Source organism: Candidatus Competibacteraceae bacterium, assembly GCA_016713505.1.
Lineage (GTDB): Bacteria > Pseudomonadota > Gammaproteobacteria > Competibacterales > Competibacteraceae > Competibacter_A.
Window position 1 is genome coordinate 22,624 of sequence record JADJPA010000001.1, and the last position, 16,426, is coordinate 39,049.

At 50.9% G+C, this 16,426-nt stretch carries 11 protein-coding genes; all 11 read right to left on the reverse strand.

What is annotated here, in order from left to right; translation table 11 throughout:
• Positions 1 to 28: 28 nt before the first annotated feature.
• Positions 29 to 451 (reverse strand): glycosyltransferase, encoded by a 423-nt coding sequence (locus tag IPK09_00165; GenBank protein ID MBK7982028.1) that lies wholly within the window; start codon positions 449 to 451, stop codon positions 29 to 31.
• Positions 448 to 1,134 (reverse strand): glycosyltransferase family 4 protein, encoded by a 687-nt coding sequence (locus IPK09_00170; GenBank protein ID MBK7982029.1) that lies wholly within the window; start codon positions 1,132 to 1,134, stop codon positions 448 to 450. The genes IPK09_00165 and IPK09_00170 overlap by 4 nt, the downstream gene beginning before the upstream one ends.
• Entirely contained in the window at positions 1,131 to 2,465 is a 1,335-nt protein-coding gene (locus tag IPK09_00175) for a glycosyltransferase family 2 protein (protein MBK7982030.1), read from the reverse strand. Before IPK09_00175 ends, IPK09_00170 begins: the two co-directional genes overlap by 4 nt.
• Positions 2,466 to 5,543: a glycosyltransferase gene (locus IPK09_00180; protein MBK7982031.1), complete on the reverse strand. Its 3,078-nt coding sequence runs from the start codon at positions 5,541 to 5,543 to the stop codon at positions 2,466 to 2,468.
• Positions 5,544 to 5,561: 18 nt separating this feature from the next.
• The gene (locus IPK09_00185; GenBank protein ID MBK7982032.1) at positions 5,562 to 6,308 is read right to left on the reverse strand and encodes an ABC transporter ATP-binding protein; all 747 of its coding nucleotides are present in this window, start codon (positions 6,306 to 6,308) and stop codon (positions 5,562 to 5,564) included.
• Between the two features lie 2 nt (positions 6,309 to 6,310).
• Positions 6,311 to 8,326, reverse strand: a complete 2,016-nt coding sequence (locus IPK09_00190) for a glycosyltransferase (GenBank protein ID MBK7982033.1) — start codon at positions 8,324 to 8,326, stop codon at positions 6,311 to 6,313.
• A 68-nt stretch (positions 8,327 to 8,394) separates the two neighbouring features.
• A complete protein-coding gene (locus IPK09_00195; GenBank protein MBK7982034.1) occupies positions 8,395 to 9,306 on the reverse strand; it encodes a GDP-mannose 4,6-dehydratase in 912 nt (303 codons plus the stop codon).
• On the reverse strand, positions 9,290 to 10,324 hold the full coding sequence (gene gmd, locus IPK09_00200; GenBank protein ID MBK7982035.1) for a GDP-mannose 4,6-dehydratase: 1,035 nt from the start codon (positions 10,322 to 10,324) through the stop codon (positions 9,290 to 9,292). Before gmd ends, IPK09_00195 begins: the two co-directional genes overlap by 17 nt.
• 1 nt (position 10,325) lies before the next feature.
• On the reverse strand, positions 10,326 to 11,666 hold the full coding sequence (locus IPK09_00205; protein ID MBK7982036.1) for a class I SAM-dependent methyltransferase: 1,341 nt from the start codon (positions 11,664 to 11,666) through the stop codon (positions 10,326 to 10,328).
• 80 nt (positions 11,667 to 11,746) lie between these two features.
• Positions 11,747 to 12,619 (reverse strand): class I SAM-dependent methyltransferase, encoded by an 873-nt coding sequence (locus tag IPK09_00210; GenBank protein ID MBK7982037.1) that lies wholly within the window; start codon positions 12,617 to 12,619, stop codon positions 11,747 to 11,749.
• A complete protein-coding gene (locus IPK09_00215; protein ID MBK7982038.1) occupies positions 12,612 to 16,391 on the reverse strand; it encodes a glycosyltransferase in 3,780 nt (1,259 codons plus the stop codon). Before IPK09_00215 ends, IPK09_00210 begins: the two co-directional genes overlap by 8 nt.
• Between the last annotated feature and the right edge of the window lie 35 nt (positions 16,392 to 16,426).

Sequence of the window (16,426 nt, forward strand, 5' to 3'; positions counted from 1 at the left end):
GGATTTTCGATTGGATGCCAGCCCGCATTTATAGAAAGTGATGCCCCAGATTGTCGATCTGGCTGCGATCCGCGTACTTCATGACCCGCGCCGCGACCATGGCGACTTGCTGGGACGGATCGAGCCGCGCCAGCATGTGTTCCAGAAAGTCGGACTCGACCACCGCATCGTTGTTGACCAGCAAAAAGAATTCGTAGCGATGGCTGGGAACCCATTGTTCGAACAAACGGTTGTGCGCGCCAGTAAATCCTAAATTTTGGGGAAATGCCGTGAAGTGGATGCGCTCGGGATGGCGGGCGACATAGTCGCGTAGCTGAGCGACATCGGCGGCGCTGGAACCGTTGTCCACCAAGAAAATATCGAAGGCGGGCGCGGCCACCCGCAACAGCGAGTCCAGACACTCCACGGTGTCGGCGGCGCGCCGGTAGTTGACGACGATGACCGCGATCATGCGGTGGCTCCAGCGGTCAGGCGTTGTTCGATCCAAGCCAGCGTGTCGCGCGCTTCCCGGCGGTGACAGTAGCGGGCGGCCGTAGTGAAGCCTTGGGCAGTCAAGCGGCAACGGAGCGGAGCATCGTCCAGCAGGCGCAGGATGGCGGCGGCCATAGCCTCGGCGTGGCCGGGCGGCGTCAACAGGGCATTATCCTCATGGCGGGCATATTCCAGCACGCCGCCGAGATCGGTCAGCACGCAGGCCGCGCCGCAGGCCATCGCCTCCAGCGCGCAGCGCCCGAAACCCTGAAATTCCGAACCGTCCAGAAAGATATCGGCCCCGGAATAGAGTTCGGCCAACCGGTCCTGGCGGATGACCAAGCCTTCGTTGCGGAAGGGGAAAGGAATGCGCCAGCGGTCGAGGAAGCGGTCCCCGAACAGCACGATTTCCACCTCGGGTCGAGCCTGCTTGACCGCCGCCAGCGCGGCGATGGTCGCCGGAAACCCCCGGCGCGGGGTGCCGGGTCGGGCCATGGCCAGCACCACCGGTTGCGGGCCGCGCGCGGTCGGGCGCGGATAGAATTGGCCCAAATCCATCCCTAAGGGAATCTTGTGGCTGTCGTGGCCGTCCTCCGCCAGCCGGCCGCGCAACCAATCCGACATGACGATCCGGTGGGGCAGCAACCGGTAGCCGGCTTTCACCCGTTCCCGTTGCGCTGCGGCCGTATCGGGAAAAACCAGGGCTCGTAATCCTGAATCAGATAGCCGGCGGCGCGGGTCCGCCCGGTTTGCAGCAGCCGGTGAACCCAGTCCACCGTGTTCCAGTGGGTGGCGAACACCAAGTCGCTATCGGGGCATTCGGCGAGCAAGGCGCGGGCGTTGCGATAGATCAACGGCCGGGTGTAGAGCGGGCGCCAGTCGTGGATCAGCGGATCTTCGTACAGCGCCGCCACCCGCGCTTCGACGCCGAGCCGGATCAGTTCGTTGACCAGTTGCAGCACCGACAGCACGCCGCCGGCCACCACCAGCCGATCCAGCACATAAGTCACGCGCAGCCGTCCGGGCGGCGTCAAGCGCTGCGCCAGCGCCCGGCGCGGGCAAGGCCGGCGCGCGGCCACCACCCGCAACGTATGGCGGACGCTCAGGCGGGCTAGTTTTTGCAGCGAGCGTCGGCCGCGCCATTCCGCCAGCAGTTCGCGGGCGCCTTGCCAGACCGCCGAAGTCGGCTCCCAGCGCGAGGGTAGGGCGAACAAGCGGCGCACCGGTCGCAGCGGGTCGGCGCGGCGGAAGGCGCGGAATTGCCGTCGGTAGTCCTGACCCCAACGGCGGTCGAACAGCCGTCGGTTGTGCAGGTAGCGGGCGTGACCGTCGCTGAACGAGCCACCACCGCGATGGTAAACGTAGACATCTTCCGCCACCACGGTGCGAAAGCCGGCGGCGATCAGCCGCATGCATAGATCGGACTCCTCGCAATAGCCGTGTCCGTAACAAGGATCAAATAATCCCACTTGTTTCAAGGCGCTGCGGCGCAGCAACAGGCAAAAGCCGACCCCGGTGACTACATCGTGACAGCGGCCTTGGCGCTGGCTCGCCAGATACTCGTTCATCGCCAGATAGCTGGCGCCGGGCGCCATCGGCAAGTCGATGTTGTCGGCGCGGTTGCTGAGCGGGTTGACCGCCGCCAGACGAAGATCGCCTTCGGCGCAGGCCAGCAAGCGCTCCAGCCAGCCCGGACTGACCAGCACATCGCTGTTCAGCAGCACCACATAAGCGGAATCGCCCTGAGCCATGGCCTGATTGCAGGTGGCCAGAAAGCCGAGGTTCTCATCCTGCCGCCGCAGCGTGATCCATTGAGGTTCGGCGGCGGCGCGCTCGCGCAGCCAAGCGGCGGTGACCGGATCGCTGGCATCGTCCACGATCGAAAGCCGGCTGGCGCGGCGCGATGTATGGGCCAGCACCGCGTCTAGGCCATCACGTAACAGGCTCAGGCCGTTATGAACCGGTAGGATGATCTCGGTCATCGGCATTTGCATTTACAGCATTCCGAAGTCTTCGCGGTCCAGCGGAAGATTGATGTTGTAGTACGGGTCGCCATCGCGCAGGATGGTGGCGTGCCGTTTGCGCATGTAGGCGATCTCCTTGGCAAAGCGCTGTTTTTTCTGAGGGGTGTCCTCATAGCCCCGAGTTTTCGACTCATGATGGTACAGTTCGCAATAAGGAGTAAAAACGTTGAGGTAGCCTTTCTCACGCAAGCGCAGGCAGAAATCCACATCGTTGAAAGCGATTGGCAAATTCGCCTCATCCATGCCGCCGATCAGTTCATAAAGCGACTTTTTGACCATCAAACACGCCGCCGTTACGGCGCTGAAATTTTGAATTAAATTCAGCCGATGAAAATAGCCCGTATCACCGCGTTGGTAATATTTATGGGCGTGTCCGGCAATGCCGCCCAAGCCAATGATAACGCCACCATGTTGGACGGTATCGTCGGGGTAATAGAGTTTGGCCCCCACGGCGCCAACGTCCGGGCGTTGCGAATGCTCTAATAAAGCTTCCAGCCAATCCGGCGTAATGACGACGATATCGTTATTGAGCAATATTAAATGCTCGCCGGTGGCCTGTTTGACAGCGAAATTGTTGATAGCGGGAAAGTTAAAGGGGATATCATGGGACAGAAAGCGAATCCGCGCGTCCTGATTTTTGTAAGCGTCCATCAGTGAAAAGGTTTCCGCCTCGCTACTATTGTTAGAGACGCCAATAATTTCAAAATTAGGATAGGTGGTTTTAAGCAATATCGAGTCAAGGCATTGCTTTAATAAATCGGGCTTATCCTTGAAGGGGATGATAATGCTGATCTTGGGGCTTTTTAGCAGTTTGCGTTGGACGCGATAATTACCGGGAATATGCCCCAGCGCAACCGTGCCTTCGATGTTACGGCGTTTGAGCGTATCGGCAATGGCCAGCCGGCCTGCTTCCCAGGCGTAATGCTTGTTATTGAATTTTGCGGCCGTGGAGCCCGATATTTTGCGCCAGTGATAAAGAATTCGCGGGATATGGAAAACCCGGTCGGTGTGATCGAGCGCTCGAAGCAATAGATCGTAGTCTTGAGCGCCCTCGAAGCCGGTGCGAAAGTGGCCGATTTTTTCAAGTAAGCTTTTACGATAAACGCTGAGATGGCAAATATAATTGATTGAAAAAATCAGATCGGGAGAATAATCGGGCTTGAAGTGCGTTTCAATATAGTAACCTTCCAAAGTAAGTTTGTCTTCGTCTGAATAGATGAGATCAGGATCACTTTTATTGATAATTTTGACGATCTCATAAAATGCGTCAGGAGTTATTTCATCATCATGATCTAAAAAGGTAAGGTATTCACCGGTCGCGAGAGACAGTGCAGCATTGGAAGCTAGCGCGATTCCTTGGTTCTCGGTTAGGATTTTTAGCTGGATCGCGGGATGGTCAAGGCTCTTGAGATAGTCGAGCGTTTCCTGGCGGGATGAATGGTCATCGACAATGCACAATTGCCAATGAGGATAAATTTGATGCCGAACGGAATTGATCGCGGCTTTCAGCCATTTTAGCTCGACGTTATAGACCGGCATGATGACTGAAATGACGGGCTTTCTTTGCCATTTTTCGATTTCCAGCTTGCATTGAATCCTATCGTCTTCATTATAAATTTTAAGCGGAAGGCTTGAGTTGGATGTACTGTAAGGGCGCGTGCCTCCCAGGATTTCGTTGCGCCCGAGAAGCTGGTAGTGCTCTAAGCCGTTCCTGAATTGGCCGCGCTCCACCGCGTCTTTTACATCTGGATATCGATTCAAGTAATCTTCTTCGTTAAAATTCAAATATTCTTCTTCATGCTCTTCCTTAAAATTTAAACTCTCAAGGGAATTGTTATAATTAAAAGTATTTTTAATATCCGCTAGAATGATAATCGAGCGATGAGTGTCTTTAGAGATGAACGGATTTTTGTTGCGCCAAATCTGGTAGGATTTAATAATTCTCTTGATATGATCTTGCACCATGGGGCTTCTTTGAAGCACCCCGATTTTTCGACCCGCTTCGGCGATCAGATAGCCCAGTTTCCAAGTCATTGAATCGAAGGCGAGCTGAGTATCATGATGCAAGCTTTCAAAAAGACGTATCATGGTATTGACGTCCGATACATACTTTTTGATTAAACTGTCGTTATTGGTATTATTTAATTCCGCATTGAGTTCCAGCTGGTTTATTTTCTTCTCATGTTCAGTTGCTTTGACATTGAGATGGTGTATTTCAGTGCGCAGTTTGCCAAGATCGGTAAAGAGTTGCTCATAATCTTTCAGTGCGGCCATACCAACATCAAGGTTGTTGAAGGCATAGTGCCATTCCATTTTTTCAGCGTTGAGTATATTCCATAGCCTTGTTTGTCCGAGCGTCAGAAAGTCGCTGCTGTTATCTTTAGCGATTTTATAATGTTGTAATTCGTTGTTGAGAAATTCCGCTGTTTTATGCTTGTTGGGCAGCTGAAGAGAAGGCGCTCCATGAGCGCTAAGCGCCTTATAAAGCTCTTCAACCGCTTCGTTAGGCTTTTCCATAAGCCGTTCGTAGCTCACTGTCAGCCTCGGCAATCCGTTTGAAGCCAAGATAGCGCGGGTATTATAGTGCTCCCAAAGCGCGATTCCGAAGTGGAGGGGGAGTCCATCTCGTTTCTTCAGGGATTGGGCGACCGCCATGGGATGACGGGCCACATGAATGCATAACGGGAATTGCAGCAGAGGAAGCCAGAGTTGAAAAAGTAGACAGAGCCTTGGGTCTTTTATAATCCAAGGACTATGCCCGTTCATTTCGACGATGATTTTACTGGCGCGCTGCCTGAACTCGTCAAGAACGGTCGGATCAATGTTAGTGGGGTCGATTTTTGAAACGTTACGCCAATTGGCGTCGGATTTTTTCAGGACAAACTCGTTGAGCTGCTGAATGTCGACACGTTCCCAATAACCTTTAGGATTGTCGGAACTGGCGGGCATCAACAAATTATTCGGGCCGAGATAAGCCCCCATCATGTTGATCAACCGCGTTACGGCGGAAGTGCCGGCGCGATGCATTCCAAGAACGATGATTTGCATGGTTTCAATCCGCCCGCATCATTCGGAGGTTGAGCCGGTCATATATTGGTCGACGACCACATCGACCGGGCCGACCCGGCGGATGACGCCGTGTTCGAGCCAGAGCACACGGTTGCACAAGGATTTGATGGACACCGGACTGTGTGAAACGACCAGGATGGTCGAACCCCCCTCTCGGAATTCGCGGATACGCGCCGCCGATTTTTTCTGGAAGTCGGCATCACCGACCGCCAGCACCTCATCGATGATCAAGATTTCGGGCCGCACGTCGGTCGCCACCGCAAAGCCCAGGCGCGCCACCATGCCGCTGGAATAGGTGCGTACCGGGGCGTCGATAAACTCGCCGATCCCGGAAAAATCCACGATTCGATCCAGCCGCCGGGCCATGTCTTTACGGCTAAAGCCCAAAACCGTGCCGTTTAGAAAGACGTTTTCCCGGCCGGTCATTTCGTAATCGAAACCGGCGCCCAACTCCAACAAGGGCGCCACCCGCCCGCGCAAGCGCAAGCGCCCTTCAGTGGGGCGGATCACGCGGGCGATCACTTTCAGCAAGGTGCTCTTACCGGCTCCATTGGGGCCGACGATGCCCATGGTCTCGCCCGGCCGGACCAGGAAACTGATGTTATTCAATGCATTAAAATCGGCATAGCGAACGCCGCGCCGCTTCAGCCAGCGAATGGCGTATTCCTGAAACGTGGGAATCCGCTCGTGCGGAATGCGAAAGCGCACCGTCACGTTATCGATCTGGATGATGGGGGCGCTCATGCTCACAGCCGGTAAGCCAATTGATCGGCCTTGTTGCTAAACACGATCCAGCCGGCCAGCAGCGTGCCAACCGCCAGGATGACCGCGCCCGCGATCAGGCCGGGGTCGGGAACGGCGTTGGCATAGATCGGGATTCGAAACAGTTCGATCAGCACATAAAAGGGATTCAACAGCAGCCAACCGCCGAGCGACTCGGGCAGCACCGCGGGCGGATACATGATCGGGGTCAGGAAGAAACCGGCCTGGACCACAATCTGATAAATGTCGATGGAGTCCGTGAAAAAAACCGAGGCGGTGGCTAGCAACAGCGCGAGTCCCAGAGTGAATACCGTCAGAATCGTGATGCTGAACGGCAAGAACAACCAACTGGCGCTGAACGGATGCTGAAACACCAGGATGATGAGCGCCAGCGGCAAAATCGACACCAGGAAGTTGATCAGGCCGTTGCCGACCACCGCGACGATATAGGTGGCGCGGGGAATATAAATGCGTTTGAGCAAGCCGCCGCCGCCGGCCATGACGGCCATGGCGTATTGCGTGGTCTGGGTCATGAAGCTCCAGGCCAGCAGACCGCTCAACAAATAAATGGCGTAGTGGGGTAACGCCGACTTGAACAAGGCGCCGAAAGCGATTGCCAGCACGATGGTTTGCAACAGGGGATTCAACAGCATCCAGAGAATGCCCAGCAGGGAACGCTTGTAGCGATTTTTTAGGATGCTGCCGGCCATCAACAAGACCAGATCGCGATAGTGCCAAAGCTGGGCGAGCTCGTCCACGAAGGGCGGCGATCTGGTGGCGGAATCGTATTCGAAGGTTCCCGCCTGCCCAGCGTTATCCGGCAGGTCACGCGCGGTCGCGTGGCGCTCAGCCATGGGCGGGTTCCTCCAGCAAGCGCTGGTAGACGACGACCGTTTTTCGACGCAGCTTTGCCAGGAAAAGTGGCGGGCTTGTTCCAAGCCTCGGTCCCTGGCCGAACGCCGCCAGTCGCCGTCATCCAGCAGGCGTGCCAGGCCGGCGGTCAATGCGTCGATATCTTCAGGATCGACCAGTAGCGCCGCGTCGCCGGCGACTTCCGGCAACGACGAGCAATCGGAAGACAGAGCCGGGACGCCGCTGGCCATGGCTTCAAGCAGCGGCAGGCCAAACCCTTCGTACAGCGAGGGATAGGCGAAAGCGTGAGCGCCAGCGTACAAAGCATTCAGGTCATCTTGCGGTACGTAACCCAAACGGCGGAGCTGGCCGGTGCGCTCCAACGGGGCCAGATGGCGCTCCAGTTCGGCGTTCAACCAGCCTTTCGCGCCGACCAGCGCTAGCGGATGGCGGGCGCGCAACGCGTCCGGCAGGCGCGCGTAGGCCATCAGCAGGCGCGGTAGATTCTTGCGGGGCTCCAGCGTCGATACGGCCAGCAGATAAGACAGGCCGTCGAGGTGGTAGCGGGCCAGCACGGGTTGTAGGGTCGCGGGATCGCGCGGGTGAAACGCGGGATCGACTCCCAAAGGGACCGCGGTCACCTTATCCGCCGGTACGCCCAGGATGGTGATGATTTCCTGGCGGATGAACTCGGAATCGCAAATGATGGCGGCGGCTTGCGCCAGGGTGCGCGGCATGTGACGTTCCATGAACAGAATGCGTTCGCGGGGGTGGTGCTGGGGGTAGTGGAGATAGGACAGATCGTGGATAGTCGCAACGGCCGGACCGTCGAAAGGCAGCAGAATGTAATTGGGAGAATGCAGGATGTATTGTTTCAGGGCGCGGGTTTGCCAAAAAACGCTTGGCTGCGCACCGCGCTGTAGATGTTCAAGGCCAGCGGCTTGAAGGGGAGTCCAGCGCCGGATCCGGGCGATGGGTCGATTGGCGGCTAACACCTGTTCGGGATCTTCGATCCAGCGATACGCCGAGTAGAAGCGGGTTTCCTCGATCGCCGGATGCGCTCGCAACCCCCGCGCCAGCCGCAGCGTGTATTGGCCGATGCCAGTGAGCGGGTGGGTGATGGCGTCGACGTTCAGGATCAGTTTCATGCGGAAAGGGGACTGCTTTCCATATCGGGCGCTCGCAAATCGGAATGGCGAAAGGCCAAAATGCTGGTTCAGCCCGACGGCGGGGTCGAGTTGTGGTAAAGGGTACTCAGAATATCGTCGATCGGAAAGACTGGAAGGGAACCGATCAGGCGGCGCAGCTTGTTGTTATCGCCGATCAAGCGGCGCACTTCGTTGGCGCGCACGAAAGCGGGGTTGATGTTGACCTGGATCGCGTAGCCGGCGAGCCGATTCATCCACTTGATGATTTCATCCAGAGCCACGCCTTGAGCGGAGCAGAGATTGACGGTTTCATTGCGAACGTCGCTTTCCAGCAAGCGCCGGTACACTTCGATCACAAAGCGCACGTCGGAAAAGTCGCGCACCACGTCCAGGTTGCCGAGCTCGATCATCGGCTCCCGCCGCCGATAGTGTGCGACGATCTTGGGGATTAGGAAGTGTTCTTCCTGGCCGACGCCGGTGTAATTGAAGGGCCGGGTGACGATCAGCGGCAGGCGGTCCTGGTAAGTGCGGACCATGTATTCCATCGCCAGCTTGCTCATGGCGTAATGGTTGACCGGCGCGGGACAGACCGTCTCGTCGATGACTTCCACCGGCGGATTGCCGTAGACGTTGGCGCTGCTCGCGATCAGTATTTTGCGAGGTTGTAGGCCGGCCGCCAGGACGGCGTCGAGCAGGTTTAGCGTGCCGAACAGGTTGACCTGATAGATTTCAGCGCTGTCGCTGTGGGGGACAAAGGTGATGGCGGCAAGATGCACGATGAAATCGGGTCGCACGGTTGCCAGAGCCGCGCGCAGAGCGGCGGGCTCGCGCAGGTCGGCCTCGATCTCGGCGGCGGTTTGAGCCGCACCCTGCACCAAGCCATGGACCTGATAGCCTGAGGCGGCGAGATGACGGCCGAGCCAACGGCCGGTAAAACCGTTGGCACCGGTGATCAAGACCCGCTTAGAAGGAGACGCCACGCTGGTTTCTCCGCAGGTCCGCTTCCACCATCAGCCGACAAAGCTCTTCCAAGCTGGTGCTGGGCGTCCAGCCCAGGAGGTCGCGGGCTTTTTGCGGATTGCCGCACAAGACATCCACCTCGCAAGGTCGATAGTATTTGGGATTGACGCGCACCCGCACCTGACCGGTACGGGCGTCGCGACCCAGTTCGCTGTCTTCCTGGCCCTGCCATTCGAGCGCTATCTCCACCGCTTGAAAAGCCAGCTCCACGAAATGGCGGACCGGCCAAGTTTGGTTGGTGGCCAACACGTAGGTATCCGGCGCGGTGTGTTGCAGCATCCGATACATACCGTCGACGTATTCCTTGGCATAACCCCAGTCGCGCTGAGCATCGAGGTTACCGAGTTCCAATACCTCTGGCTGGCCGAGATGAATCTTGGCGACGGCGTCGGTGATCTTGCGGGTGACGAATTCTTGCCCGCGCAATGGCGATTCATGGTTGAACAGGATGCCGCTACAGGCGAACAGCCCATAGGATTCGCGGTAATTGACCGTGGACCAGTGGGCGAACAGCTTGGCGACGCCGTAAGGGCTGCGGGGGTGGAAGAAGGTGGTCTCGGTTTGCGGCATTTCGTGAATCTTGCCGTACATTTCCGAGGTGGAGGCCTGGTAGAAGCGGATTTTCGGATTGACGATGCGGATGGCTTCCAACAAGTGCAAGGCCCCGAGGCCGGTGATGTGAGCGGTGGTTACGGGCTGCTCGAACGAGACGCCGACGAAGCTTTGAGCGGCGAGGTTGTAAACCTCATCAGGCTGGGCTTGCTGGAGCACTCTGATGCTGGCGCCGGGATCGGTTAAATCATACTCGACCAACCGGAGATTGGGATGATTCTGGATGCCGAGCTCTTCCAGTCGCCAGAAGTTGACCGAACTGGTGCGACGGTAGGTGCCAAAGACCTGGTAGCCCTTGTCCAGCAGCAGCTCGGTGAGGTAAGCACCGTCTTGGCCGGTGATGCCGGTAATAATTGCACGTTTCATCTCATTTCCGCCATGCGTCTAAAGAAATCGAGATCAATCCCAAACCAATTTGGCGAGTATCATTACTTAAGCCCAGCGATGAGGGTGATATCGGAGAAGAAATTTGAAAACGAATATTTATAACCTTAGATTCATCAAGAAACTCTTTTAAAAAAATAATAGTTCTTTTCTCTTCGGTCGATTCAGTACCATTAAATAACCAAGTCTCCGCATGATGTTCGTTAATAAATACCTTAATCTGCTGTTCTGTATGAGTGAATGCTAAAAAAGGGATTAATTCAAAATTCAGTTGAAGTTGTTGGTAAGTTTCAGGGGTATCTTCTACAATGAAACGAATAGTCGGCGATGAGCCATCTGTCCATGTGCCAAAGGGCTCTGGTTGGCTCCAGCCTGATAGCAGAGCAAAGGTGCCCTCCTGTCCGGCTCGCATCGATAAGCTTTTGCCTAGTTTTAGGCTTTTATAGGGCCGTGCAATGATAACATCCGCCCAATGGGTTTCGGAAGAGCTAAATCTTTGGGCTTGTAATCCTGATTTGTGCAACATTTCATAAAAGTAACTTTCGGAAAAACCCAATTCAATCCAACCATGCTTTCTGATTGCACGAATGCTTTCACCATCAAGGCGTGGACCCCAAGGGTATGGCAAATAATCAGTTTCAGATTTTATGATGGGCTCAGCAGCAAAAACAATAATTCCATTTGGCTTTAAATGGTTGATCGCTTTTTTCAATGTTTCTCGATGATTGAGGGAATGATGGAAGGATTCCATGAACAAAACTGCATCAAATTTTTGTTTGAGGTCAAGCTCTTCCATATTGCTTAGCACGCAGTCAACCCGATTTGGTAAGCCTTTAGAGGCTCGTCTTATCACTTCTAAAAAATCGTCATTTACATCCACGCAGGTTAGGTCATAGCCCATTTTCGCTAAATGCTGGGTCAGCGCGCCTACGCCTGTCCCGATATCGAGTATTCTTGCCGGAATTGGAACATTCATCGTTTTAATAATAAATCCATATGCAATAAGGAAAGCGCCGACCGTGGCAGGAGAACGAGTACTGTAAGGATAACCAACATGCGTCATTAGCTCTACATCAATCAAAAGGCCTTCATTAGAAATATGATATTTGCATCCTTGTAAATAACCAAAAAAATCTTGAATCAGGCTATAATATTGGTCAGTAAATGGATCTAACTTCTTTATCTTTTCAGCAAAATCTTTAAAAATTAAAGGATTTAGTTTTAAGGTCAACCAATGCTTCCGCATCGCGTCATCATCGTTGAGGGCTTCAACGTAGTTCAAAAAATTGTCTAATTCTTCAAAGGAATTGATTGTGATAGTCATGGTTCGTATAATTAAAAATTTGTTTTTCTGAAAGTCTAAAATCTATAATAAGACGCTAATCATAGTATAAGCAGCCTAGTTCAGCGCTTTTGGCATTCAAAGTACATGATGTAACTGTAGTTTAAACTATCTGAAAATGAGTTATTCATAATGAGTTCAATATAAGAGAAATCGTTATTTTTGTAAGAAATCGGCATAGGGAGAAGTCCTAACTCTTTTTCAATAAAAAAATGACAGCTAATGAGGTTTCTCATTTCGTTTGGAGTATACTCTTTTTTGTGTTCAGGATGAAGAAGACAGTCAGGAGAATGAATGCGCGCCATTAAGGCATTGGGAGTATCAAAACAAAATTTGCCCCCAATTTTCAGTACTCTGTATATTTCTTCGAGTGATTTTTTCAATTCATTTTCTGAGATATGCTCAACGACTTGACCAGCCCAAACTAAATCGATAGAGCCGCTTTCAATCGCGGAAAGATCTGTCATTGAAGTCAGCAAAACTTCAACCTTACTGTGCAAACTCCATTTTTTTTCTAAATCGACTTGCTTCAATTCATCAATTCTTGAGTCTGGTGGAATATCAGTAACAATCATTTTTTGGAAGTTATGCTCGTACCCATATTCAATCAAGCAACCATTTGCACCACCAATATCTAGAATTATATCTGCTTTGGGGAGGACAAATTTGATAAGCTTAATTCTAGTATTATGAATGAAATATAAATGAAATCGAGGGGCTTCTTGACCTAATATTTGGCAAAATTCAGGAGATAAAATAATGGAAATCAGCAAATCTTTAGAAGAAATTTCTCCATCATCAATCTTTTTAGAAATGGCGAGGATTTCTTTTTGGTGGAGTAAGCGGTTCAATGCGACCTGATATAACAGGTCAATAGTTTGTTCATTTGAATATTGGGTGTTTTCTGTGAAATTTTTATCTACTGGTTTAGGCATGTTCATTAAATTTCCTATGCGCTTGATAGTGCAGCATTGAAAATATAATTTCTTCGCAACACTGATCCCAAGTTTGAACCGGAATTCTTCCAGTTGGCGGTAGATCGTTCAATTGGTAATGTTTTAGCCATTTACAAATTTCCAAAGCTACCTCTTCAGCAGTATCAGCACGAAAATAAAATAAATTATCTCCGCCAATTTCCCTGAAGACTGGAATATCTCGTGCGATGATGTGAATCCCAAACCGGCTAGCCTCAACCAAAGGTAAACCGAACCCTTCAGCCCATGATCCCGCAATCAAAGCTTGGCAGTTTGCATAAAGAATACTTAAAAATTCATCGCTCGTGTTTTCGAGCCAGAAGAGGTGCTGCCCGAGTTCAGGATGGCTATGCAGGCGATTTACTAGGTTGTTAATATAAACTCTATCTTGGTCTAAGACTCCTTTCCATCCTTCCTTGCCCACTATAACAAGATTAATATTTAATTTTCCAGTTTCCCAAAGGACTTCAAAGGCAGTGAGAATTTGCGCATGAGCTTTGCGAGGTTCAATGGTTCCAACCATTAAGAAGGTAGGGACAGATGAAACTTGCTCCAATATCTTTGGATCATTTTCTGAAAGTCCTGTGCTAGGGGTTGTCATTTCCAGATCTGCTCCTAGACGACACCAAGTAATTTCTGGTAAAGAAAGTAAGTTGGGCGTATTTTCATTTAACCACTTGAGAAGTTCGCCAGCAGTGTTTTGGGAAATACAAATCAGACCGTTGGCAAGCAGCGCTATTTGGCGAAGCCAATCTGAAAACCAATTTTGTGAGCCGAAAGGGAAAAATTCTGGGTGAGAAATAGGAAGCAAATCATAGACTATGAAAAATATGAGAAGCCCGCGGCGACGTGCGTTTATAAACCATTCTTGAGCTTCCAAAAGTCTATCACCCACTAAATCTAATCCTAAAAAAATATCGCCACATTGTGGAATAACAACATGCTCGCATTGTAGCTCTGGTATGCTTAACAACTGATACGTCAAAGTGTTAGCAGTGATATAACCTGATTTATCGAGCCGTACTAGTTCGACGCGATAGCCGGGTAGAGGCCTATCAAGCAGGCCGCGGGCAACAGCACGAGTAACTCGCTCGATACCAGTGCGCAAGTCGTTCTCAGAGACGACACTTACATCGATCCATAATGTTTTAAGACGCGGCTTAATCCGATTGTTGATCATGGCATTAATGGCTAGGCGGAGCTCGTTTGCTGGAGTTCCAGCCACACCTAAATCGATAGTATAGTCAATTAAACGCTGCTCAGATTTGCGCCAATGATTCAACGAAAGGTGTTCGATCGCGTCATAATATTGCTTGGCAACAGAGATAGGGGCATGATAATGGCGGATGTATTTCTGTCCTGATCTGCCGAGTTCAAAGCGAAAATCTTCCTCTTTCCATAAGCGTTCCAACGCTTGACGTAGATCCTCATTGGTAAAATTATCAGAGAGTTTTATGGCAACACCATCAGGCAATTCAAAATTGGTACCGTGCGCGTTTAGGATTAATGGTATAGCAAAAGCCAAGCAATCTAGTACTGTACGTGATGTTTCTCCTCTTGAATCCGTTCGAAGCTGTACAGCCATATCAGCGGCGGACAAGTAATCGATATAAAGTTCGGAATCTACAAATCCAGTGAAAATAATGCGCTGGCCAAGGTTTTTGCTTTCTGCTAACTGTGCGAGCTTATCGCCATAATCTCCTCCAGGAAGCTCTCCAACAAAAACCAAATGGCATCGTGGGTCAGCTACTAATGTAGATGACAGCCAAGCCTCTAAAAGAAGATGGTTAAGCTTTGTAGGATAAATCATCCCAATGGAGATAACTAAAAAATCTTCTTCTAATAGACCTAAAGACTTCCTGGCTTTTGAACGGACATTCGCGCTAATTAAGGGTGTTGAGCGCAGTTGAGGAACTTTTCTTATAGTAAGCCCAATATTGTCAGCCCAATTTGCAATGCGTGATTCGACGTACTCAGAATGAACAATGAGTCCTGTCGCAGCGGTCAATACATCACCGTTGCATGGATATCGCAATTTTACATAATCAATTCCATGTTTTTGTAATTCTACTAAAGCATAAAATCCATGTGTATTATAAAGAGCTTGCACCATTGCATGAGGTTTCCAACCAGTATACTCCATCCAGTGCTGCAAGCTGCTCAAGAAAAAATCATGTAGCACCACAATACCAGGAAAATGTTGTAGCAGCACAAACATATGCTTATGGAAAGGCGAATTTCCGACTTGATAAACAATGCGATCAAAAAGGCTAGCATTTTTTTCAAACCAAGCGGTATTTTCAATAGGCACGCTTGATTGAGTCCATAAATCATTTACTATTTCTTGATCAACGATAAGAGTAATGTCGTAGTATCGGCAAAGATAGGGTATTAATTCTGAACTATAGTCAGCGATTCCAGTATGCTCGGGTGGCATTGGTGTTATTAGCGCTAATCTTGGCAACCCGCCGATTGAATTGGTTAGCAGTACTTTAAGGTTTTTTCGTTGATGTTGAGAGTATACTTGCTCCCAAAATTCGAGCATTCGTTGGGCACAAGCGCCCCATGAAAAACGCTTAGCATGTTTTTGAGCATGCTCTTTTAGAGAATTCTGAAAGCTTGGATCTAACAAGACTTGTTCGATTTTATTTTTAATGTTAGTTGGATTCGCAGGGTCGAAAAGTGCATCTTCCCGTCCAATAACCTCAGGGATGGCTGAGCAATTTGAGCCGATCACCGGCGCACCGCACGCCATTGCTTCTAAGGGTGGTAAACCAAACCCTTCGTGAAAAGATGGGCATATATATAAACTACAAGTATTGTATAAAATAATGAGGTCATTGTCAGAGATGCGGCCTACAATGACTAAGTTATCTGTTTGAAAGGTTGCGAAATAATATAGAGCTAACAACTTCGCTCGTTCGGTCTCTGAAATATTTCCAGCTAGTACAAGTTGATATTGGTTCTGTAATTCACGGGGCAGCATATTATAGCTTTGGATTAATCCCGCAGCATTTTTATTAGGATCGCTGCCGCTATGGATACTGAGTAAAAAAGGCCGATTAATTCCATGTCGGCCCCAAACTTCTTGTCGCAAAGTCTCAGTAGGCAAGATGGGTTGATATACTTCGTCTACGGCCCCCCCAATAACAGAGATGGTTGACTCTGGAATTTGTAATAAACTGATGGCTTCAGAGCGAGAGTATTCTGAAATGGCAAAGAGATGATCGGCTCTCCTTAAAGAATTAATTTTCCGAAAATACCATGAGATGTGCTGTGGAGAAGTTAAGTGTGCCTTGGTATTCGTAAGAGGGATAAGATCGTAGAGGGTTACAGTAGTAAGTAGGCGGCTCTCAAAAGCCTTAATAGAGGATACAGTGTTATCTATATAACCTTCGAAAAGGCTGAAAACATGGACTATATCAGGATTAAGAGATGCTAAAAATGCTTCCCGTAGTTTTTCCGCGATTCGAGCGCGTGTTTTATTCTCTGGAATTATTTCGAAGCAGGGAGCAGGTGTCTCGAAGACACGTATTCTATTAAAATCGACTAGGCCAGTAAATTCAGAGCGTAAACCTTCAATTGATTCTGAAAAATGTGCATTGAGAACGAGCCAAATCTCATGGGACCCTGCATTCCGGGCAATCGCCTTAGCCAGCCCCATCGTATATCGGCCAATGCCTCGTCGTCTGCTCTCGCCTTGAGCAGCCTGTATATCCATTACAATGCGCATTTTTGAGTATTCTTGATTTTCTATCCAAAAAATTT

Bases quoted from the DNA above. Each gene is read 5' to 3' on its own strand.
- IPK09_00210 (MBK7982037.1), bottom strand. From the start codon at position 12,619: ATGCCTAAACCAGTAGATAAAAATTTCACAGAAAACACCCAATATTCA.
- IPK09_00185 (MBK7982032.1), bottom strand. From the start codon at position 6,308: ATGAGCGCCCCCATCATCCAGATCGATAACGTGACGGTGCGCTTTCGC.
- IPK09_00205 (MBK7982036.1), bottom strand. From the start codon at position 11,666: ATGACTATCACAATCAATTCCTTTGAAGAATTAGACAATTTTTTGAAC.
- IPK09_00175 (MBK7982030.1), bottom strand. From the start codon at position 2,465: ATGCAAATGCCGATGACCGAGATCATCCTACCGGTTCATAACGGCCTG.
- IPK09_00190 (MBK7982033.1), bottom strand. From the start codon at position 8,326: ATGAAACTGATCCTGAACGTCGACGCCATCACCCACCCGCTCACTGGC.
- IPK09_00165 (MBK7982028.1), bottom strand. From the start codon at position 451: ATGATCGCGGTCATCGTCGTCAACTACCGGCGCGCCGCCGACACCGTG.
- IPK09_00180 (MBK7982031.1), bottom strand. From the start codon at position 5,543: ATGCAAATCATCGTTCTTGGAATGCATCGCGCCGGCACTTCCGCCGTA.
- gmd (MBK7982035.1), bottom strand. From the start codon at position 10,324: ATGAAACGTGCAATTATTACCGGCATCACCGGCCAAGACGGTGCTTAC.
- IPK09_00215 (MBK7982038.1), bottom strand. From the start codon at position 16,391: ATGCGCATTGTAATGGATATACAGGCTGCTCAAGGCGAGAGCAGACGA.